Below are 23,152 nucleotides of genomic sequence, written 5' to 3' on the forward strand. Positions count from 1 at the left end.
AAAAAGTCCGGGTACGAAGACCCAGACTTAATAAAGCAGTTAATTACATAACGTGTAAGAGATGTAAAACAACACCGACTACGAATAAACCAAGGATAACAATGATTGGTGATACTTTCTTCTTTAATAACCACATGCATAAGAAAGTCAATAGCAATCCTGCTAAACCAGGAATTAATTGATCTAAGTTATCTTGCAGTGTTGTTACTTTAACTTTGTCCAAGGATAAACCAGCAGCTTGTTGTGTTAAAGCTTCCTTGATCCCAGCTGAACCTTTTGGTAAGTTAGCCCAATCAATAAAAGCACCTTTAGCTTGTTTGATTGAAGAAACAACCGGCGTAAATTTAACAACAACCCAACGATTGATCAAAGAACCCAAGATGAACATACCTAAAATAGTTGCACCCTTAGTAACTTTTTGTAGTAAACCACCAGATAAATCATCAGAAATTGATGCACCGGCTTTGTAACCAAATTCCTGTGTATACCACATGAAAGCCATCCGGATTACATTCCATAAAACAAAATACAAGATTGGTCCCATAATATTGCCACTGATTGCCAATGAGGCAGCCAAGGCACCTAAGATTGGCTTAACGGTGAACCAGAATACTGGGTCACCAACGCCAGCCAAAGGACCCATCATACCAACTTTAACCCCTTGAATCGCAACGTCATCGATTGGAGCGCCATTAGCACGCTCTTCTTCAAGCGCCATAGTAACACCAATAATTGGTGAAGCCAAATATGGATGGGTATTAAAGAATTCCAAATGCCGTTTCAAAGCAGCGGCACGATCTTCTTTAGTTGTATATAGTTTCTTTAAAGCTGGAATCAAAGTATAAGCCCAGCCACCATTTTGCATACGTTCGTAGTTCCATGATCCTTGGATAAAGGTTGAACGCCACCAAACAGCAATACGGTCTTTTTTAGTTAATTCAACTTTTTTTGTTGGTTCAATTTTATTATCTGCCATTTTTATACGCTCCTTTCGCTAATAATTATCGATGATATCGCCAAGTGGGTCACCGGAGTTAGCGGGACCACCGTTACTTGAGCCACTCTTTTCAGAAAGGTTCAAGTAGATCAAGGCCATAGAAATACCGATAGCACCAAGGCCAATCAAAGTTAAGTCTTTAACAGTTGCTAAGACAAAACCAATAGCGAAGAATGGCCATACTTCAGCAGTAGCCATCATGTTGATAACCATTGCATAACCTACGGCAACGACCATGCCACCACCGATAGACAAACCATCAGTTAACCAAGTAGGCATAGCGTTCAATACTTCTCTTACAGGGCCAGCACCAACAGCTAAAATCAAAGCTGCTGGAAGGGCAATACGAACACCTTGCATGCAGATTGCGATAACATGCCAAGTTTCAATACCTCTGAAGCTACCTTGTTCAGCGTAACGGTCCATGATATGAACAATAGCGGTTGCAATTGTACGAGCAAGAATTGTTAATAACAATCCGGCTACGGCTAATGGTACGGCAATGGCAATGGCTGATGAAACGCCGCCTTTACCTTGACCACCTAATACTAAAATAATTGCGGATGCTACGGCTGCTAAAGCGGCATCAGGTGCAACTGCGGCACCGACGTTTGACCAGCCTAAGGCGATCATTTGTAAAGTACCACCTAAGATCATGCAAGGTACTAATTGTCCTGTTACTAAGCCGATTAACGTACATGCAATAACTGGCTGATGGAAATGGAATTCATCCAAAATACCTTCCATACCAGCAAAGAATGCTACGATAATGACTAATATCACTTGAATAAAGTTTAAATCCATGATGATTAATCCTCCGTTTCCTTCTTTTTATTAAGCTTGTTTATTTAATTCGTCTTGTGCCTTTTTAAGGATACTATCCATGTTTTCAGGAGAATCACCGGGCACTTTACGAACATCAAACTTGATGCCCTTTTCCTTCAAAGTAGCAAATGTATCAATATCTTTTTGGTCAAAAGCTAAGACTTTGTTAGGTTGAACTTTCCCAACTGAATGAGCCATTGAACCGATGTTTAGTGTATCGAATGGCACTCCACCTTCGACGGCACGCAATGCATCTTCTGGTGTTTCGAATAATAACAATGCACGTTGGCCACCAAAGTGTTGGTCATCCTTAGCTAATTTGATCATTTGATCAACCGGTACAACATGGGCTTTGACACCAGATGGTGCTGCCTGTTGGATCAAGTTCTTCCGTAAGTCATCTTTAGCAACTGAGTCAGAAACAACAATGATCCGTGTTGGATTCACTGATTTAGTCCAAGCAGTGGCAATTTGACCATGCAACAAACGAGAATCGACACGTACTAAGACGTACTTCATCTTACCTGGTGCACCAGCACTAGCACCTGATTTAGCAGCCGCTTTTGGCGCTTCTTTTGGTGCTAATTCTTCTGGCTTGACCTTGACCCCATCTTTAGCTGTTTCGATAATGTGTGCGGCAATTTCATGCGCGCTGTTCATTGAAAGCCGTGATGCATAAGCTTCAATCAACATTGGCAAGTTCAATCCGGCAACGATCGCCCACTTGTCTTTATGTTCTTCAAACAAGTTATTTGTTTGATTGAACGGTGTGCCGCCCCAGAGATCGACTAAGAATAAGACTTGGTCTTGGTCACTGAAAGACTTGATTGCTGCTTCTGCTTTTGCCTTAAAGTCATCTGGACCTTCGCTAGGCATCAATGTTACAGCTTTAACATCCTCTTGTTCTCCAAAAATCATGTTTCCGGATTGCAAGATACCTTCGGCGAATTGACCATGACTAGCAATAACAATTCCTACCATCTTTTTACCTCCTACTAAATTAAAATAATGAAATAAGTGCAAGAGCAGTAGTTTCACCCACTACCCTTGGCAGGAAAGCCCTGCCAATATTGTTTAAAATGAACCCAGATGCACATCTGAATTCAATTAGAAACCATTTCTTAGTAGCAGATCGCTTAAATTTTGCTTGCGATCTGCCGGCACCTTTTGCGCGTATACTTCTAGACCAACTTCATCATGCAGGTAATGAATTGCCTCTGCTTGTAGCGGCCCGATGGCAACTGAATTCGTTACCATTTTCATCCCCTCATGAAACGCTAAGCTACCAATATCAACGCCAACTTGCGATAAGTCGAGGCCACCTTTGACCAAACGCGCCATATCTTCCACAGTTTCTGTCAGCAACAATGGCTCAAAAACATCAAACCGTGGATCGTGATAAATTTGGATCATTTTATCTACTGTGATGACATTAGCGCGAATCCCAGGTGGTGCGGCCTGAGTGATCAAGGTTTTACGTAAAACATCGTGCGCCACTGTGTCCGAAACGACCAAGATTCGATTTGGCTTCACGCTTCTAGCCCATACTGTCGCAATTTGTCCATGGAGCAAGCGACTATCAACACGGGCTAAACAAATGGCCATCGTCATCCGCAGCTTACCTCCTAAAACGTGTTCAGTTCAAGATGTTTAACGCCTGCTCTAGCCGTCTCCTCGAGATGGGAAACGATTTCAGAAACAGACTTATCTCTAACTGTATACGATTCTAAAAGCATTGGCAAGTTTAACCCTGTAATCAGCGCGTACTTGTCTAAATTTTCAGCAACAATTCGACTTGCCACGTTAAAGGGAGACCCACCAAAGAGATCAATTAAAAACAAAACCTGATCATCTTCATCAAAAGTCGCCAACGCGTCCTTAAACTTTCTCGTCAAGTCATCGGGACCTTCATTAGGCATGAATGTTACTGCTTGAACTTTTTCCTGATCACCAAAAATCATTCGCGAAGATTGTAAAACACCTTCAGAGAATTTACCGTGGCTTGCAACAATGATTGCAATCACATTGTCACCTCCCACTTTGACCTACACTTATATATTAAGCAAATACCGTGCCAACTTTTGTGTATCGCTTGTAAACGTCTATACCACTTGCTTTTCGACAATAAAAAAAGCAGCGATACACTATTGATACAGTGTATCGCTGCTTAATTTTTCCTTAAGACACACTTTTTTGGGCTTGTGTATCGAAAAGCTGCTCGACATAGTAAATTTCATCGTCATTGAGGCTTAATTGTAGCTGTTCTTGTAAAATTGCATTACTAGCTTGAATGCCAGTGTAGTAAGGTGACTGTTTGATCGTTGCTCGCTCTACCGCCGTCGCTGTAACCGTTTGCCGTAATAAAGTTCGTTCCAGCGCGCCAGCAACGTGTAAAATTAAACCGATCCGAAAAGTTTCCGTAAAACTTAATTTTAGTGTATCACTTAGCGTGTCAGCATAACGCCATAAGATATCGATCAGCTTGTGCGGATTTAAATACAAGAAGTAATCCTTCATATAAGATTCGCATAATTCCTTAGTTAAATTAGGCGTCGTTGCCTGTAACTCTTCATGATCGATTACCGCCATCACTTGTTCAAAGAAATCACGGCCATCATCCTGAATCAGACGGTCCAGTGCCACAAACGGTACTTGTAGATCTGGCTTAACGATCCCAGTTGCGGCAATGATATGGTATTTTTGGCTCAGATCGTACAGCGTTTGCTTCATGTTGACCACCGAAATTGGGATCACCGTCACATCGTCGATCAACTGATCAACTAATTGCTGCTCGATCATTTTTTGAATCCGCACTGCTGTCCCTTCACCAGTTGAACAAATCGCTACCACTGCCCGTGGCAATTTTTGTTGCGCTGGTTCTGCAGTCAATGCTTTAACTGATGGTAGTGTATCGCCGTTAACCTTGGAGTAGCCGTGGAATTCTTTTAGCTCGCTGTAAATGATGTTCAGATCATTATCGATCAGTTCCGTTTTGCGAACCGCCTCCAACACCATTGCCGTGGTGACCATATCGATCGTCTGTACTTTGATGCCAGTTTCTTCGTAAATGCGCTCCGAAAAGGTTGACAGCGAGCCCATGTCGACGAGCAATATGACGCCATTGCCGTTATCGGCTTGGCGAACCTTTTCGACGATGCCCTGATAGGCGATCTGCGGGCTCATTTCGATCGGCATGTCGTAGGCCAATAAGTTATCAGCCGACAATAATTTATTGACGACTTGGACCATTGATGACGCAGTGCTACTACCATGGGCCGCCACAACGACACCAACTTTACCGGCGACTTGAACTGAGCGCAGCGACGCCAGCAAAATCGTTAAGTAATACACTTCCGACTTAGGAATCGGTACATTGTAATGGGTCTCCAACTCCTGTTTGATCAGGTAGGCCGCTTCCAATTCTTTCGGGTAATCAGCAACCATCCCTTTCAGATCTTCACTGATATTGCGGACTAATTTACCAGACTGGATTCGTTTGACGAAGGAACTAATGTGCAAACTGACCGCATAAACAAAGTTCCGTTTAAAGGTGTAACCCAGTAACTGCTGCACTTTGCCTTGGATCTCCTTGGTCAGATCGATGATATCGTGATCAACGATTTCGGCCAGCTTATTGTCCGCCTGCTCGTCGATCGCCGTTTCATGGTAAAAGGATTTCAAATGCAAATTAATATCGGTGGTGATGAAATTGTTGATATGCTCCTGATCTAAGCCTTCTGACTTGAGAATCGCCGCCTTATCGCCAATGATCTCATATAAATTATATGGTAGCTCATACGCATCCTGCTGCAGCGTCGCTGACGTCTGATCAGGACCGATCACCATCACCGGTTCCAACAATTTGGTCACTTCGCCTAACTCATCACGGTTAGAAGCCAAGGTGGCGATGCCTGCTTGGATCGTTGCCGGTAGGTCTTCAGCCGTGATCATGATTGAATCGTCGGACTGCATATGCCGCAAAAAGCCTTGGGCACAAACCAATTGAATATTCGATTTCAATTGGCCGACGTTCCCGTAAGTCACACTGCCGAGTAACGCCTTGACCACGTCTTCGCTGATCTGCACCTGCTTGTGGATCCGATTGGCTTCCAAAGAAAACAGTGACTGCAATAATTGCAACCGTTCCTTGGCTGGCCGCTGATTAAACGCTGGTAATTGGATCGTAATCGGGATCCGCCGCACAAACGTTTCTAATAAGCTACTTTCTGGATTTTCCGTGGTCGCACAAACCAAACGCACATTAGCATGATGGGTTTTAGCCGTTTCACCTAAGCGACTATAAGTACCGTGATCCATGAAGTAGAAAATCATTTCCTGACCTTCTGGCGGCAGCCGATGGACTTCATCTAAGAACAACATGCCGCCCTCAGCCTCCTGAATCAGCCCATCTTTGTCCTCATTAGCACCGGTAAAAGCGCCTTTGGTGTAGCCAAATAAATGCGACATCAGTAACTCCGGGTTGTGGGCGTAATCAGCACAGTTAAAGGTGATCAGTGGCTTTTCAGTATCAATGATTTTATGGACACTAGAAAATTGATACATTCCGTGGACGAAAAAAGTTTTCCCTGACCCAGTTGGCCCAATGATCAGCGTATTTAACCCTTTAGGCGGATAAAGCATTGCCGCCTTAGCCTGCTCGACTTGATTTTTCAAGCTACCTTGTGCGCCAATCATTTTATCGAAAAAGTCAGTCGTTACTTCCGCTGCTGGCGGTGTTTTGACCACTGTGGGCACGGGCGTCGCTGCACTTGCTGCCATTGGCTGCTGCACCAATTCAGGCGTGATATACCGCACTGGCCGACCAGCCAGCTTGATCAATTTACCGGTGCGCACCAAGTCATTTAACGCTTTGGAGACATTTGGCCGCACGATTCCTAGATCAGCCACTAACTGCTTCGTAGTCGCGCCAGCACCGTGATCGATCTTCTCTGGCGTCAGTTGTTGCGAAATTTTGACAACTTGGGAATAGATCCGCTCAATTCGTTTCAAAATAACTTACTCCTTAATTTTAGCGTATATTAATTCAGGTCGCGGTGACCATTTTTTAACACATTTCGGCTAACTGATTAGTGACGAGCAATTATATTTTTAGTGTATCACAAAGCGATACACAAGCAACCGAACAGTTGAAAAAAACTAGTTAAAAGGACTGGATACCTTCTAACTAGTTTCTAAGATCATAATATTCTATTTAATCAGCCAGCCAGCTAATTTCGGTTGCTTGTTCTGCAACCAAAGCATAGGCCGAGTTTGTAATAACCACTGCTTAAAGCGCGGTGATAACTTTTCAATACTGATCAAGGCTAAAATTAAAAATGGAATACCGGGAATGATCGGAAAAATCAACCCGGCTACCCCGAGCAACAAGGACGTTAAGGCACTAAAACTCCAAAAAACTTTTAACAGTAAGAATGTCATTCACATCAGCCTCCTTGGTCATTAATGATCGGTTACTCGTCAATCAAAGATTGAATTTCGCCACTTCAGCCACCAAATACAGCAGCGGTGATGTTAGCGTGCGTTTGAAAAAGCGCCTAGATTTTGAGCACTAGCATAGTAAGCCGATAAGCAACACGCAGTGATGTGTCCAGCTTGCGTAGTTAGGCGTAGAAATCTACTTTTTCAACCACGTTTACACTAAATCGTCGGTAAAAACTAACTTTTCCGTATTTTCTAAATCCAGCGCTGGTGATATTAAGTTAACATAAACCCATCTAAAAAAGTACTATTTAGCCTAGCATTAAGGAAAACATAATAACTATTCTAACAAAAATCCTTGCCGCTGTAGCACTTGCAACAACTCAGCCCGTTTTTCTGGTTGTAATGACAAACGTTGCTGCACCTGATTTGTAAAAGTATCAACGCGCCGATTTGCGTCGCGCAGATCATAGTATTCGTGCACCCGCGCGTCATAGTCGGCTAACTGCGGTTTTACCGGTGTTGGCAGCTGATAAGTATTTTCAAAATGGACAAAACGTTCCGGTAAGCGCGGCTTTAATTGCGGCGCCTGATCCGGCCAGCCGATCGCCAAACCCAACACTGGAAAAGTCAATTGTGGTAATTCTAAAATATCGATCAGCTGCTGGGCATCATTTAAAATACTACCCAAAATAACCGCGCCTAAACCAAGACTTTCAGCTGCCACCACGGTATTTTGTACTGCCAAGCTTGCATCCGACCACGCCTGTAAAAAACGATCGGCACCACCTAAATGATTCGCGGTCGTATCCATTTCCGCGCCAATCTGCTGGTTACGATGCTGATCAGCGATGAAAACGAACAAATGACCATTGTCTGCCACATAAGGTTGTTTTGAAATCGCCGCGATCTGTTGCTTCTTGGCCAGATCAGTCACACTGATCACACTGAATGCCTGCTGAAAATTAGAAGTCGCTGTATGTTGTGCCACCGCGATCAATTCGCTGATCATTTCCGGCGCCACTGGCTGATTCTTAAACGCCCGAATCGTGCGATGAGCCAATTGCCGTGCAACCGTTGAGTTCTCTATCATATTAAGACCTGCTTTCTGCTGAAGGATATAAGTTAATTATAACTCACACCAAATTCTGCAGACATGGTAACTTATTTTTCCCCGTCGCCATATCGCGGTGGGATTTTTTGTTTAATAGGCCAATTTTGTGATAATCGCCGTTGCTTGCAAGTATCTTAACTTCTGCTATTATGAGTATATAAAAAGCGGACACCATTGGCCGGTGCCCGCTAAGCGTGAGTATAGCACGTGCTAATAGGTTAGCTAATCCTTTTTGGGATTAGCTTTTTTTATCGCATAGGCTTTGGCAAAATTAATTGCCGCCCTTGAAATAATAACTGGCGCCACAGCGAAAGCCGTTTTGTATAGATTTGGTGGATAGTGTGACGTTCACGTGCCTGCTCACTAGGTTGGAAAGTCAGGGGATCAATCCTAACGTCAACCTAGAATCGATTATATCAAAGTCATTCACCCAAGAGCAGTATCCTTACACGATACTAATGACAATTTCATAATAAAGCTTTTTTGAAGCCAAATACAAAAAAACGTTGCAACTAAAAGACTAAGCAAAGCCTCTTGTAACAACGTTTTTACATACTGTAAGTATTTGATGCGGCTGACTGGACTTGAACCAGCATGGGAAAAATTTCCCACTAGATCCTTAATCTAGCGCGTCTGCCATTCCGCCACAGCCGCAAATAACCAACTGTTATATTCTAGCAAAAAATTCGTAGCGGCGCAACGGTTTTCATTAATTTCTAATTTTGTAAAAAACGCAGCTCACTTTCGTGGGCTGCGCCATCTTTACTTTTCAATCGCCAAACCGGCTGGCGCAATAGCTAAATTTAGCCAGCGCCCGTTCAACGGTAATTTTTCTAATTCTTCAAGGATCTCATCAGCTTCCACCGTTGGCACCATACTGATCACAGTTGGGCCGGCACCACTTAAATAAGTCCCACACGCACCGTGATCACGGGCGCAGTCACGGATCTGTTCTAGATGTGGCACTAATTTTTCCCGATAAGTTTCGTGGAATTGATCGCGCTCCATCATGCGGCCGGCTAATTCTAAATCACCGCGCAAGACTGCCGCCACCAACACATTAGCCGCCGAACTTGTTGCCACTGCCGCCCGCAGTGGCATTTGCTTCGGTAACACGGCGCGACTCGCACTGGTTAGCAATTCTGTGTCGGGAATAAAAGTTAATGCCCGCGCTGCTGGAAATGGTGCACTGATCGCATCAGCTTCAACATCATCATAGGTTGCCGTGACAAAGCCACCATAGATCGCTGGCGCCACATTATCAGGATGGCCTTCTAATTTGACCGCCATCTGCAGCATATCATACTGGGTCAGATCCAAGTCACCTAGCTGATCAGCCAGCGCAATACCGGCAATGATTGCCGACGAGCTGCTACCTAAACCACGAGCCAGCGGAATTTCTGAACGCATGATCAAATGATGTGGCTCCAAATCAGGGATCAGCGCCAACGCTGTTTTAATGATCAAATTATGCTCATCACTAGGCACTTCTGCCCCCATTTCATGTTCGATAAACCAATCTGACCGTGCCTCAGCGATTGTTACTGTCAAATACAGATCTAATGCTAAGCCGATCGAATCAAAACCAGGGCCAAGATTGGCGCTAGTGGCTGGTACTCGAATCGTTGTCATAACTGCTGCTCCCCCTATCTCACTTAAAAAAATCCGTAAATATGCGGCACTGATTATTATTTATTCAAATACAAACATAAGCTCTTGTAACTAATTTTCTGTGTCCTAGTAGCAACTGACGAAAGCGCTATAGAACTTTATATGTTGATAATAAACTAATATTGTCCAAATTGGCAACCGCCGTCGTGATTTTTTGTAGTTGGTCCAAATCGATTTCGTGAGTGATCATAACCACGTGTGCAAAATCACCATCACTGGAAGTTTGGATCAACTGTTTAAAGCTCGCTTGCGTTTCTGCCATCACTTTCGTCAAGGTTAGCATTTGGCCTGGAATATCACGCATTTTCAAAGCAAAGTAGTAAGCTGATTTAACCGCTATTGCTGGCGCTAACGCCGCACCTTGACGGTAATTATTGAACGTGTTACCGGTGATGCCGATACCGATATCTTTGGTCACGGAAATAATATCGCTTAAAACACTATTCGCCGTTGGTAATTCACCAGCACCAGGGCCATAAAACATGGTCTCGCCAACTGCCGCACCTTTGACGACCACCGCATTATTTTCATTTTGCACCGCAGCTAGTGGGTTAGCTGTTGGCACCAAAGCTGGCCCGACGGAAACATTGATTTTACCGTCGATCTGCTTGGCCGCCCCGATCAATTTGATCGTGTAACCTAAGTTTTGCGCCTGCTCAATATCTTCTAAGCTAATTTTATCGATTCCTTCAACTGCAATGTCATCTAAGGTCACATTCATCCCAAAGGCAAACTGTGTCAAAATGATCATTTTGTAAGCTGCATCGATTCCGGCAACGTCATTAGTCGGATCACTTTCCGCAAATCCCAGCTCTTGAGCCGACTTCAATGCCGCCGCATAGCTGACCTTTTTCTGATTCATCTGCGTTAAAATGTAGTTCGTTGTACCGTTGACGATTCCGCTGACTTCTAAGATCTGATCAGCCGCAAAGCTGTTAACGATTGTCCGTAAAATTGGAATCCCACCGGCAACACTTGCTTCATACATTAGATCACGCTGTTTTTGTTGGGCGATATCGACCAGCCGAGCCCCTTTTTGTGCGATCAAGTCCTTGTTCGCCGTTACCACGTGTTTGCCGGCCCGCAGCAATTGTTCAATATAGCTTTCTGCTGGGTCGATCGTGCCCATGACCTCGACTACGATCTGCACGGTAGAGTCTTGGACCATATCGGCGATATCAGCAGTCACCGGTACATCTGGTAACTCAACGTCCCGCTTTTTATCGGGATTATGGACGACCACACGTTTGATCACCAGCTCGCGCCCAGTGATCGCTGAGATCTTATCTTTATGATCCTGCAGCAAACGGACAACACCGCTGCCGACGGTTCCTAAACCAAGTAAACCAATACCTATTTGTCGCATTTTTGTATCCTCCTCTTACTGTAATAACTGCAGGCGGCCGCCGCATTTACCACAAACGTAGCGCTGTGTATTCAAATGGCGCTGCCGCGAATATTCTTGGCCACATTGCTGGCATTGATAGTGAATCGCGTGACTAACTGGTGCCGGTGCATAACGACTGCCACCGACTGCTGCTAACCACTGCTTAAAATCACGATCACGATGGCGGTAGCCCCCGCCGGCCAAGTGCAAGTGATAATGGCACAATTCATGCTTAACGATGCCGAGCAAAACTGACTTATCACTATCTTCCGCGAAACGCGGGTTAATGTCAATATGGTGATCATTTAAATGATAGCGTCCGCCAGTCGTTTTCAAACGGCGATTAAAATTAGCTTGATGTTGAAAAGGACGCTGGAAATATTTTAATGAAATCCGTTGAATATATTGGGTTAATTCTAGGTCAGTCATTTTCCCGCGGTGGCACCATCGTCAATTGTACGCGTTCACGCTGCTCATCTACAGACAAGACCCAAACGTGGACAATATCGCCAACCGCAACCACCTCGCTTGGATTCTTGACAAAACGATCAGCCAGCTGCGAAATATGGACCAAACCGTCATGTTTAACACCGATATCGACAAAGGCGCCAAAATCAATCACATTACGCACCGTGCCTTCAAGTGCCATTCCTGTTTTTAGATCGGCGATCGACAACACGTCCGTCCGCAATAACGGCTGGGCGTAATCATCCCGTAAATCGCGACCAGGCTTACGTAAGCCACTAATAATGTCCTGCAAAGTAACCAAACCAACGGATAATTCAGTCGCAAGCTCAGGTGTGGCCACGATTTTTTCCACTTTAGCAGTTCCAACTGCCGCCAAGGTCAAATCAAACTTTGCCAGCAGTTGTTTAGCAACCGCATAACTTTCTGGATGAATATCCGTGTTATCCAACACATTTTTACCATCGATGATCCGCAAAAAGCCAACCGATTGTTCAAAGGCTTTCGGACCTAAGCGTGGTACTTTTTTCAGTTCTTGGCGCTTCGTAAAGTTACCTTGTTCATTACGATAGGTCACAATATTGTGCGCTGTAGTCTTACTTAAACCAGAAATATGTTCCAACAATTCTGGACTAGCCGTATTCAAATTAACACCCACACTGTTGACCACATCTTCAATGACAATATCTAGTTGCGCACTTAACTTCTTTTGTGGCACATCATGCTGGTATTGACCAACGCCAACCGCTTTAGGATCGATCTTGATCAACTCAGCCAATGGATCTTGCAGGCGCCGAGCAATACTGACCGCACTCCGTTCTTCAACGTTGAACTCAGGAAATTCAGCTCGTGCCACATCACTGGCTGAATAGACACTAGCGCCAGCTTCATTAACGATCACGTAATAGACTTTGCGATCTAACGTTTTCAGTACGTCAGCCACAAATTGTTCCGACTCCCGACTGGCCGTCCCGTTGCCAATAGCGATCATTTCCACTTGATTCTTTTCAATAAATTGTTTAAACGTCCCAGCGGCAGCTTGCCGTTTTGCTTGCGGCGCTGGTTTATGTGGATAGATCACTAATTTATCAAGAAATTTACCAGTAGCATCAACAACCGCTAATTTACAACCTGTGCGGTAAGCAGGATCAAAGCCCATCACCACGCGCCCTTTTAGCGGTGCTTGTAACAATAAGTTACGCAAATTTTCGCCAAACACAGCAATCGCTTGGTCAGCTGCTTGATCGGTCAAATCAGTGCGGATCTCCCGTTCGATGGCTGGACCAATAAACCGTTTATAAGCATCTGCAATGGCGGCTTTAACATAATCAACCGCTGGGCCCTGGTGACCACGAATGATTGCCTGCTCTAAGTGCCACAAAATCGGACGTGTTTCAATTTCAAGGCCCGCCTTTAAAATACCTGCCTTTTCGCCGCGGTTAACTGCTAATACTCGATGAGAAACCATTTTAGCTAATGGTTCCGCAAAATCATAATAGATCGAGTAAACTTGCTTCTCATCTAAAGTTTTATCCTTGGCTTGAGCCGTGAACTTAGCGTGTTTCGTCGTATATTGCCGCACCCATTCGCGGAACGTCGCGTTATCGCTGAACTCCTCAGCTAAAATTTCGTGGGCACCAGCCAAAACATCATCTGCTGTGACTAACTTTTTGGCTGGATCAACAAAAGTCTGCGCCTTAGCTACGATGTCAACTTGCGGAAAAGCCAACAACCAGGCCGCAAACGGTGCTAAACCATTTTCCCGCGCAATCGTCGCTTTAGTCCGCCGTTTTTGTTTGTAAGGTAAATACAGATCCTCAACTTGCTGCAATTTAGTGGCTTTTTGAATCTTCTTTTGTAATTCCGGCGTTAACTTGCCTTGTTCTTGAATGTTTTTTAATACTTCATTTTGCCGCTCAACTAGTCCCATTTGGTAGTTATAAGTAGTTTCGATGGCCCGAATTTGGACTTCATCTAAGTTACCAGTAACTTCCTTACGGTAACGCGCCACAAACGGCACCGTGTTGCCATCGGTCAATAATTGAAGCGTACTTTTAATTTGTTTGCCATGATATTCAGGTAAGCGGTCAATTGTCCGCTGTAAAATTTCGTTATCCATGTCGACCTCATTCTATTAATTTACTTACCTACTATTATACGTAGCCGGTTCGGGAAATACCAGTATACAAAAAGAGTCAGCCTGAATGAACGGCTAACTCCATTTTATTTTCTACTAGCTCAATCTCAATATTTTTCAACACACGCGACTAGCTTAATGTTTCGTCAAAGAACTCATACAACTGCTCGCGACTTAATTTTTGTTTCTCGGTTGCGTTAAAATCAGCTTCGATCCGTCCATCATCAATGACGATCAGCCGATTACCGTATGCCAAGGCATCTTCCAAATGATGGGTGATCATCAGGCAAGTTTGGTTGCTTTGGGTGATGCGCTTTTGTGTGTAGTGCATCAATTGTTCACTGGTTTTTGGGTCCAGCGCTGCCGTGTGTTCATCTAACAGCAAAATATCTGGCGTTGTCATGGTGGCCATGAGCAAACTTAGTGCCTGCCGTTGACCACCGGATAAGTTGCCGGTTGGCGTATCTAGATGATTCTCTAGCCCATTACCAATCTCAGCAGCCATTTCACGAAATTTATCACGATTTTGGCGCAATTTACGTAGCTTCAAAGTCCGTCGTTGACCGCGCTGTTGGGCTAACAACAAGTTTTCCGCAACCGTCATCCGCGGTGCGGTCCCCATTTTCGGGTCCTGAAACACACGACTCAGATATTGTGCGCGCTTTTCTTCGTTGTCGCGACTAATATCGCGCTGACGCAAAATCACTTGACCAGCGGTAGGCTGTAAATTACCAGCGATCGTATTGAATAATGTGGTTTTGCCGGCCCCATTTGTCCCTAGCACCGTGACAAAATCACCGCGATTGATGGTTAAATTCAGTTGTTTTAAAATTTGCCGCTCCTCATTACCACTATTAACCGTAACGACAATATTCTTTAATTGTAAAATTGGCTCACTCATGCCGACTCACCCCATTCCGGATTAACTTTTGAACGTGAAAACGTTGTTGCAATGTTGGTAACATTAATGCCAGCGCCAAAACGATCGCTGAGATCAACTTTAGATCGTCTGTATTGAAACCTAATTGGAGAACGATCAACAAAACGAAACGATACAAAATACTGCCTAAGATCACAGCAACTAGGCGTTGATTCATGGTTAACTCGCCAAAAGCAACTTCACCGATAATGATCGAAGCCAGTCCGATAACGATAACGCCGATCCCCATACTGACGTCAGCGTAACCGTTACTCTGCGCCATCAATGCACCAGCAATACCGATAAAGCCGTTAGAAACCATCAAGCCCATGATCGTCATGCCATCCGTTTTGATGCCTAATGACCGCGCCATTGTGACGTTATCACCGGTAGCGATAAAGGCTTGGCCTAACTCAGTTTGCAAGAAATAGATCAGAATAAGCAAGGTGACCAATACGAACAAGAAGCCAACCACAACGCCATCAAAATATTGCGGTAAGCGGGTCAAAAATTTTGCCTTGAATAGTGTATTTTCATTTAACAAAGAAACATTCGCCTTACCCATCACCCGTAAGTTGATTGAATATAGCGCCGTCATCACTAAAATACCGGCTAATAAAATCGGAATTTTACCTTTGGTATAAAGCAACCCCGTAGCTAAACCGGCTAACATCCCGGCAACAAACGCCAACAACGTTGCCAATAATGGCGACATACCATGCGTGATTGCCGTAACTGCTACTGCCGCACCAAACGGAAAAGTGCCTTCAACTGTCATATCAGGAAAATTCAGCACCCGGAAAGTCAGAAACAAGCCGACACCGAGAATCCCCCACATTAGTCCTTGACCGATCGCTGATGTAATTAGACTCATTTATAAACCTCTCCTTTCTGTTGTGCTTCTTTTTGTAACTTAGCCGGAATCTTGATTCCCAGCAAATCTGCTTCTTTTTGATTCAAAATTAAATCACCTTTAGCCACGATTTTCACTGGCGTGGTGGCTGGATCAGATTTACCTTCCAGTACATCCGCCGCCATGTTCCCAGTTGCTACACCTAACTGATATTGATTGATCCCGTAAGTCGCTAAACCGCCATCTTCGACCATCGTCCCAGCTGGTGGGAAAACGGGGATCTTGGCTGCGTTGGTATTTTTGACCAGGGTCTGCATTGCACTGGCGATCGTGTTATCAGTTGGTACGTAAACCGCCTTGACTTGGCGCGCCATGGTTTGGGCCACTTGATCAACATCGTTAGAATTAGAGACGGTGAATTCTTTGATCGTAAAGCCGTACTTCGGTGCTAACTTGCGCACCACTTTGACTTCTGCTTGCGCCGATGGATCACTGGACGTATACATCACCCCGAGTACTTTAACATCAGGCAAAAGCTCACGAATCAATTTCAATTGGTCAGCAGTTGGTGTGCGGTTAGACACGCCGGTGATGTTATGGCCTGGGTGCGCATTATTTTCAACTAAGCCGGCTGACTTCGGATTAGAAATAGCACCTAAAATTAACGGTGTCGTTTTATCAGTATTAGCGATCGCCTGTGCCGCCGGTGTGGCGATACCAATGTTTAAATCAGTATTTTCATTTTGAAAACGTTCGGCGATCGATTTTAGATTACTTTGATCACCCTCAGCATTTTTAAAATCGATTTTAGCAGTTTTGCCATTAACAAAACCACGCTTACGCAACTGATCAATGGTGCCGCGACGGATATCATCTAGCGCCGGATGCGACATCGTTTGTAAAATACCGATCGTTGGCTTTTTTACCGCCTGTGGCTTGTCTTGTTTCACACCGCCTTCTTGGAAAAACGCAAAACCGAGAAAAACTAGCAACAAACCAATGAATGATAACATACGTTTCATGTAAAACCCTCCCACAACTATTTTTTCAAGAAAAAAAGCAACCACCAATTTAAGGGTGATTGCTTAAAAGTAAACAAAAACCCGCATAGATTGTCTATGCGGGCACAAAGAACAGCAAAGCCAACATAGATACGTTCCTCTGACAGAGCGTATCTACATTAGATAACGATCTGTCTACAGTTGGCTTTGCCACCAGGCATTGTTCAATTGTAACCGACGTCGTTGCATTGCGGTTCCCCTTTTCTCGATTTAAATTAGTTAGAGTATAGCTTAGTTCCTACTAGCTTGTCAAATCTATTTTTAATCTATTTCACATTTTCAGAAGAATACTTTCTGAGATCATTCGTACAGAACCAGAGCAAATTCCATTCCAGTACGCACAAACGGACTATCGGACTAGCACCTAACTAACCCCGTTTTGGTGTATTACCTCATGTTTTTTCCACACAAATAGTAGCCCAGTATTGAGCCTATTTTAAAATAAAAAAGTGCCAAACCTCTCGGCCGACACTTTTCATCTGCTTATTGTAACAACTGTGCGATCCGCGCAATTTGCTTGTTTAATGCCAACGAACTATCGTCTTGTTGCTTTTCCGCTGCAGCAAATGCCGCAGTGTCGATCGTATGTGCGGTGGCATCAACACTAGCCGCCATTTGGACACAACCGGCAACATAATCCGTGTAGGCACTCAGCAATAAATGGTGAATGCCTAACGCTTTAGCTGGTGGGCGCACTGCTTTGACCGTAGCCAAATTAGCTTGGTAATCAGCAACGCCGCGATCGAAGTTGGCTTTAATGCTCGTCCATTGATCATTGCTGATATCGCCGATCGTATCGGTGGCAATAGCTGACTTCAGCAGCTCATAATCACCATTGAGATCAGTCGTCAGGCTCTCTGTCGTCTGAATCATTTGATCAATGACCTGCGCATAATGCGCCATAACTTGTTTTACTTTTACCATATTTACTCCGACCTCACTATAAAATTATTTATTCATACCCATGCGTCGTTGCACGAACTTCACGATTTCGACAATGATCACGATCGAGAAGGAACCGCCCAACACGGTCAACCATTGATGCCAATCAAGCGGTGTGACGTGGAATAATTGGTTAAACCCTGGAATCAGGATCGTTGCTGCCATTAAAACCGTGGAAGCTAAGATCGCCCAGTTAAATGAATGATTAGCGAAAATCCCTTTATGGAAAATCGTCCCGTAAATTGATTTCACGTTAAAGGCATGGAACAACTGAATCAAGCCTAAGGTTGCAAAGGCCATTGTCAACGCATCAGCGTGGGCTAAACTATCACTGGCGTGCATTGGGTAAGTGATCCCGATCCAATAAACGATCAGCGTGATCGCACCTTCCAGCAAACCTTGATAAATAATCGATTGACTTAAACCGCCGGATAAGAAATTTGATTTACGACCGCGCGGTTTGCGTTTCATAATATCGCGTTCCATTGGTTCGATCCCTAAAGCGATTGCTGGGAATGTATCGGTAACTAAATTGATCCACAAAATCTGAACCGGCGCAAGAATTTGCCAGCCGAGAATTGTCATCATGAACAAGGTCAAGACTTCACCTAAGTTAGCTGATAACAAGTACTGAATCGCTTTTTGAATATTAGCAAAGACTTTCCGGCCTTCTTCCACCGCAACTACGATCGTGGAGAAATTATCATCGGCTAAGACCATATCGGAAGCGTTTTTCGATACTTCCGTCCCGGTGATCCCCATACCGATCCCGATATCAGCGGCTTTTAGCGCAGGGGCATCGTTGACCCCGTCACCAGTCATAGCCACGACTTTACCTCGTTTCTGCCAAGCATTGACGATCCGCACCTTATGTTCAGGCGCAACGCGGGCATAAACCGAGTAATCGCCAACTCGCTTAGCAAATTCATCGTCACTCATTTCATCCAATTCGTTACCGCTGATGATTGCTTTTTCATCATGATCCCCAATGATGCCTAAACGTTTGGCAATCGCTTCAGCAGTCTCACGATGGTCACCAGTGATCATCATTGGCCGAATGCCGGCTTCTTTGGCTTCACGAACAGCTTCTTCAACCTCCGGCCGCTCAGGATCGATCATCCCGATCAAGCCAGTAAAGATCATCTCCTGCTCTACCGTGTTCGTATCAACCGTTTCTGGGAGTTCGGTGACAATTTTATACGCCATTCCCAAAACACGCAAGGCTTGCCGTGCTAGCTGCGTATTGGTGTTTAATATCAAATCACGTTCTTTATCGTCCATTGGTTCAACGGTACCATCGACTTCATATTGTGTTGCTCGTTGTAACAACTGATCTGGTGCACCTTTGGTAGCCACTAAATAGCGCCCATCAGCCAACTCGTGAATCGTTGTCATCAACTTACGTTCTGAATCAAACGGTACTTCATTGACCCGTGGTAAACGTTCTAACAACGCTGGCACGTCCAACTTATGAGTCAAGCCAAATTGGACTAGTGCGGTCTCGGTTGGATCACCGAGCAGCTTGCCGTCCTTATCGATTTTGGTATCATTAGCCAACGTCATGATTTGTACCGTCATGTCATCCAAAGTTGCCTTACTTTCACTGGCAACTTCTAAGCGATTGTTGGTAAATAACCGTTCAACGGTCATTTTGTTTTGGGTCAACGTCCCGGTTTTATCGGAAGCAATAATATCGGTGCTGCCTAAAGTTTCTACTGCCGGTAACTTACGCACGATCGCATTCCGTTTCGCCATTCGTCGTGTGCCTAACGCTAAGGTAACCGTCACGATTGCTGGTAAACCTTCAGGAATCGCTGCGACTGCCAAGGAGATCGCCGTTAATAACATATTTAATACGGTTTCTCGTTGGTTAAGTAAACCAAGGGCAAAAATTAAAACGGATAAGAATAAGATCAACCATGTTAACGTTTTCCCTAAAGAATTAAGATTTTCCTGTAATGGCGTCTTCGTTTCGTCAGCTTGATTCAACATTCCAGCGATCCGCCCGACTTCCGTTTGCATCCCGGTAGCCACCACGACCCCAGTTCCACGACCATTGGTGATGTTACTGTTCATAAATGCCATATTCGTTTGGTCGCCTAGACTGACTTTTTCATCAGCTTTAACGTCGAGTACGCCGGTTTGCTTTTCAACCGGTACTGATTCCCCAGTCAAAGCTGCTTCCTCAACACGCAAAGTCTGCGCAGCAATCAAGCGTAGATCGGCCGGCACCACATCGCCAGCTTCAAGTAAAACGATATCACCGGGCACCACATCTTCACTTTTGATCGTGAGTAATTCGCCATCGCGCCGGACATGAGCCATCGGCGCTGACATTTCTTTCAGTGCGTCGATAGCAGCCTCGGCTTGGACTTCTTGGAAAACACCGAAAATAGCGTTTAAAACCACAACCAGCAAAATAATGACCGCGTCGGCAATTTCACCACTAAAAGCGGCCACGATCGCAGCGACTAATAACACCGCGATCATGAAATCCTTAAACTGATCAATAAACCGTTCAATGATTGTTTTGCGCCGCTTAGCGACTAGACTATTGGCGCCGCCTTCACGCAGACGCTTGTCCGCTTCCGCCTTAGTTAAACCTTGTTCAGCGGTGTGGAGTGAAGCCTGTACTTCTGCTGTACTTGTGCTGTAAAACTTCTTCTCTTGGGCCAAAAATAATTCCCCCTTTGATGGATTCGCAGCATACAAAAAGTGAGACCCATGTATGTTGCAGAAACACACATAAGTCTCACTCTTTAAGATAACACCAGAAAAGTCGGGTAGACTTCCTTGTTGACGACGTTATCACGGCCATGTGTGGTCGCAAGTTACTCCCCTATGATTTAAGCTTAGTATAACTGATTGATTATCTATTTTACAAGTAAAAAAATCGGTTACCGCCAGAAATTATCAAAAATAGTAATTGGCAAATGACGTTTATGCGCTGTTTTCAGATACCAGCCTTCAATTTTTTCTGCGGCAGCTGGCGCAACGTCCTTACCTTCCAAATAATTGTCGATCTCATCATAACGCACACCCAGTGCAACCTCATCCGGCAACGCTGGCCGATCTTCTTCCAAGTCTGCCGTTGGCACCTTTAAATAAAGATGTTCTGGTGCGCCTAGCGCTTTAAGCATTTGCTTGCCTTGCCGTTTATCCAAACGATATAGCGGCACCAAATCAGCCCCACCGTCACCGAATTTTGTGTAGAAACCAGTGATCGATTCAGCGGAATGATCTGTGCCTAAAACAACACCCTGCCGCGCCCCAGCGATCCCGTACTGCGCGATCATCCGCTGCCGTGCTTTGATATTACCTTTGTTAAAATCATTGATCGATAATTGATTAGCTTCTAATGCTGTCAAAGTCGCATCGACCGCTGGCTTGATATTGACACGCATCGTTTCATCGGCCTGAATAAAATCGATTGCTGCCATCGCATCACTTTCATCAGCTTGTTCGCCATAAGGTAAGCGCACTGCGATAAATCGATAAGTGGCATCGCCAGTTTCAGCACGCATCTCTTCTGCGGCCATTTGACCAAGCCTTCCCGCTAACGTAGAATCTTGCCCACCGGAGATCCCCAGCACCAGCGTTTTAACAAATGAGTACTTTTTCAGATAAGCTTTCATAAAATCAACACTTTTACGGATCTCAGCTTGCGGATCGATCTCCGGTTGTGTTTTCATTGCTGCAATAATTTCTTTTTGTAATGGACGCAATGGATTCAACTCCTTAAATCACCAATTTAGTATACTTCATTATACCACGCTCCCCGCAGCAAACAGTCTTTTAACCTGACATGCCGCGTCAGACTGAGATACAAAAAAAGCGGCGCATTGGTTTGCGTCGCTTTAGACTTCTAAGCTTTTTTACCGTTGACTTGGTCACGTACTTGCTGAATGATTTTCATCTTGTGATCATATAAAGTAGGGGCCAAATCGACTGGGTAATCTTGTGGGTTCAAATCACGCTTGTATTCATCCCATAAAGACTCCAGCATTGCGGCAGAATAACGGCGAATCTCCGACAACTCTGGCAGCTCATAAACCAACTGACCGTCATGATAGATCGTCCGCAATAATGGCCGCGCATTAAAATTCGTAACGGTTTTATTGATGTAAGTGTAATTAGGGTGGAACATGTATAGTGATTCTTCTGCTAATGGATTTTCATCCCAGAAAGTCACGTAATCGCCTTCGGACTTACCATCAGCCTTTTTCGTGATCCGCCAAACTTGTTTTTTACCAGGCGTGGAGACTTTAATGGCATTGCTGGATAACTTGACTGTGTCCTGCATGGTGCCATTTTCGTCCTCGATCGCGACTAATTTATAAACCGCACCTAAAGCTGGCTGATCATAAGCTGTGATCAAATGCGTCCCCACACCCCAAACATCGATCTTGGCGTGCTGCATTTTCAAGTTCTGGATCGTTTTTTCATCGAGATCATTGGACGCGTAAATCTTAGCCTCTGGATAACCAGCTTCATCCAGTTGCTGGCGCACACGTTTAGAGATATACGCCATATCACCAGAATCGATGCGCACGCCTAAGAAATTGATCTTGTCGCCCATTTCGTTGGCAACTTTGATCGCATTGGGCACACCACTTTTTAGTGTGTCATAGGTGTCGACAAGAAAAACACAATCCTTGTGTGTCTTCGCGTAAGCCTTGAAGCCGCGGTAATCGCTACGATAAGCTTGGATCAAGGAATGCGCGTGAGTCCCGCTGACGGGAATGCCAAAAATCTTGCCAGCACGCACATTACTCGTGGCATCGAATCCACCAATATAAGCCGCTCGTGTGCCCCAAAGCGCGGCATCCATTTCCTGTGCCCGCCGCGTCCCAAATTCCATGACACTATCGGTACCAACGACTGAACGAATTCGCGCCGCCTTAGTGGCGATCAACGTTTGATAATTAACAATATTCAACAAAGCCGTTTCCACCAACTGACAGTCCGCCAATGGCCCTTCAACTTGTAAGATCGGCTCGTTATTAAACACGAGGTCGCCTTCGACCGCAGAGCGAATCGTCCCCGTAAATTTAAAGTTTTTCAAATAAGTTAAAAATTCTTCTGGATAATCCTCGACTTCCCGCAAATAAGCAATATCGGAATCCGTGAATGAAAGCTGCTGGATAAAACGAACGACATGTTCCAAACCGGCGAAAATCGCGTACCCGTTGCCAAATGGCATCTCCCGGAAATAACATTCAAAAACCGCCTGTCGATTGTAGATTCCTTCTTGCCAATAGGTCAACATCATATTGATTTGGTATAAATCGGTATGCAGTGTATAACTGTCATCCGGATATAATTTAGTCATCATCATTCTC

Annotated in this window: 19 protein-coding genes and 1 tRNA gene; all 20 read right to left on the reverse strand. The window is 44.7% G+C overall.

Annotation, left to right across the window (positions count from 1 at the left end; all coding sequences use genetic code 11):
* Positions 1 to 43: 43 nt before the first annotated feature.
* The gene (locus tag LC20001_RS12860) at positions 44 to 976 is read right to left on the reverse strand and encodes a PTS system mannose/fructose/sorbose family transporter subunit IID (RefSeq protein WP_003678514.1); all 933 of its coding nucleotides are present in this window, start codon (positions 974 to 976) and stop codon (positions 44 to 46) included.
* Between the two features lie 18 nt (positions 977 to 994).
* Positions 995 to 1,801 (reverse strand): PTS mannose/fructose/sorbose transporter subunit IIC, encoded by an 807-nt coding sequence (locus LC20001_RS12865; RefSeq protein ID WP_003678515.1) that lies wholly within the window; start codon positions 1,799 to 1,801, stop codon positions 995 to 997.
* 30 nt (positions 1,802 to 1,831) lie between these two features.
* A complete protein-coding gene (locus tag LC20001_RS12870; protein ID WP_003678516.1) occupies positions 1,832 to 2,803 on the reverse strand; it encodes a mannose/fructose/sorbose PTS transporter subunit IIA in 972 nt (323 codons plus the stop codon).
* 126 nt (positions 2,804 to 2,929) lie between these two features.
* Positions 2,930 to 3,433: a PTS sugar transporter subunit IIB gene (locus LC20001_RS12875; RefSeq protein ID WP_010009216.1), complete on the reverse strand. Its 504-nt coding sequence runs from the start codon at positions 3,431 to 3,433 to the stop codon at positions 2,930 to 2,932.
* 14 nt (positions 3,434 to 3,447) lie between these two features.
* Positions 3,448 to 3,846 carry a PTS sugar transporter subunit IIA gene (locus LC20001_RS12880; RefSeq protein ID WP_010009217.1) on the reverse strand — a complete coding sequence of 133 codons (399 nt, stop codon included), beginning with the start codon at positions 3,844 to 3,846 and terminating at the stop codon, positions 3,448 to 3,450.
* 154 nt (positions 3,847 to 4,000) lie between these two features.
* Positions 4,001 to 6,832 (reverse strand): sigma-54-dependent transcriptional regulator, encoded by a 2,832-nt coding sequence (locus LC20001_RS12885; RefSeq protein ID WP_010009218.1) that lies wholly within the window; start codon positions 6,830 to 6,832, stop codon positions 4,001 to 4,003.
* A 198-nt stretch (positions 6,833 to 7,030) separates the two neighbouring features.
* The gene (locus LC20001_RS12890) at positions 7,031 to 7,261 is read right to left on the reverse strand and encodes a DUF454 family protein (RefSeq protein WP_010009219.1); all 231 of its coding nucleotides are present in this window, start codon (positions 7,259 to 7,261) and stop codon (positions 7,031 to 7,033) included.
* Between the two features lie 340 nt (positions 7,262 to 7,601).
* Positions 7,602 to 8,354 (reverse strand): NADPH-dependent oxidoreductase, encoded by a 753-nt coding sequence (locus tag LC20001_RS12895; protein ID WP_010009221.1) that lies wholly within the window; start codon positions 8,352 to 8,354, stop codon positions 7,602 to 7,604.
* 590 nt (positions 8,355 to 8,944) lie between these two features.
* Positions 8,945 to 9,029: transfer RNA gene (locus LC20001_RS12900), tRNA-Leu, on the reverse strand.
* 108 nt (positions 9,030 to 9,137) lie between these two features.
* Positions 9,138 to 10,007: a homoserine kinase gene (thrB, locus tag LC20001_RS12905; RefSeq protein WP_010009225.1), complete on the reverse strand. Its 870-nt coding sequence runs from the start codon at positions 10,005 to 10,007 to the stop codon at positions 9,138 to 9,140.
* A 127-nt stretch (positions 10,008 to 10,134) separates the two neighbouring features.
* A complete protein-coding gene (locus tag LC20001_RS12910; protein ID WP_010009226.1) occupies positions 10,135 to 11,412 on the reverse strand; it encodes a homoserine dehydrogenase in 1,278 nt (425 codons plus the stop codon).
* A gap of 15 nt (positions 11,413 to 11,427) precedes the next feature.
* Entirely contained in the window at positions 11,428 to 11,862 is a 435-nt protein-coding gene (locus tag LC20001_RS12915; RefSeq protein WP_010009228.1) for a SprT family protein, read from the reverse strand.
* On the reverse strand, positions 11,855 to 14,017 hold the full coding sequence (locus tag LC20001_RS12920; RefSeq protein WP_010009230.1) for a Tex family protein: 2,163 nt from the start codon (positions 14,015 to 14,017) through the stop codon (positions 11,855 to 11,857). Before LC20001_RS12920 ends, LC20001_RS12915 begins: the two co-directional genes overlap by 8 nt.
* Positions 14,018 to 14,165: 148 nt before the next feature.
* On the reverse strand, positions 14,166 to 14,936 hold the full coding sequence (locus tag LC20001_RS12925) for an ABC transporter ATP-binding protein (RefSeq protein WP_010009231.1): 771 nt from the start codon (positions 14,934 to 14,936) through the stop codon (positions 14,166 to 14,168).
* The gene (locus LC20001_RS12930; protein WP_003678529.1) at positions 14,929 to 15,828 is read right to left on the reverse strand and encodes an ABC transporter permease; all 900 of its coding nucleotides are present in this window, start codon (positions 15,826 to 15,828) and stop codon (positions 14,929 to 14,931) included. The genes LC20001_RS12925 and LC20001_RS12930 overlap by 8 nt, the downstream gene beginning before the upstream one ends.
* Positions 15,825 to 16,829, reverse strand: a complete 1,005-nt coding sequence (gene trpX / locus LC20001_RS12935; protein WP_003678530.1) for a tryptophan ABC transporter substrate-binding protein — start codon at positions 16,827 to 16,829, stop codon at positions 15,825 to 15,827. The genes LC20001_RS12930 and trpX overlap by 4 nt, the downstream gene beginning before the upstream one ends.
* 522 nt (positions 16,830 to 17,351) lie before the next feature.
* Positions 17,352 to 17,792 (reverse strand): hypothetical protein, encoded by a 441-nt coding sequence (locus tag LC20001_RS12940; RefSeq protein ID WP_010009232.1) that lies wholly within the window; start codon positions 17,790 to 17,792, stop codon positions 17,352 to 17,354.
* A 24-nt stretch (positions 17,793 to 17,816) separates the two neighbouring features.
* On the reverse strand, positions 17,817 to 20,486 hold the full coding sequence (locus LC20001_RS12945) for a cation-translocating P-type ATPase (protein ID WP_010009234.1): 2,670 nt from the start codon (positions 20,484 to 20,486) through the stop codon (positions 17,817 to 17,819).
* 221 nt (positions 20,487 to 20,707) lie between these two features.
* Positions 20,708 to 21,535, reverse strand: coding sequence for an NAD(+) synthase (nadE, locus tag LC20001_RS12950; protein ID WP_010009236.1), 828 nt, complete (start codon positions 21,533 to 21,535; stop codon positions 20,708 to 20,710).
* A 140-nt stretch (positions 21,536 to 21,675) separates the two neighbouring features.
* On the reverse strand, positions 21,676 to 23,142 hold the full coding sequence (locus LC20001_RS12955; protein WP_010009238.1) for a nicotinate phosphoribosyltransferase: 1,467 nt from the start codon (positions 23,140 to 23,142) through the stop codon (positions 21,676 to 21,678).
* Between the last annotated feature and the right edge of the window lie 10 nt (positions 23,143 to 23,152).

The organism is Loigolactobacillus coryniformis subsp. coryniformis KCTC 3167 = DSM 20001, assembly GCF_002706425.1.
GTDB classification, from domain to species: domain Bacteria; phylum Bacillota; class Bacilli; order Lactobacillales; family Lactobacillaceae; genus Loigolactobacillus; species Loigolactobacillus coryniformis.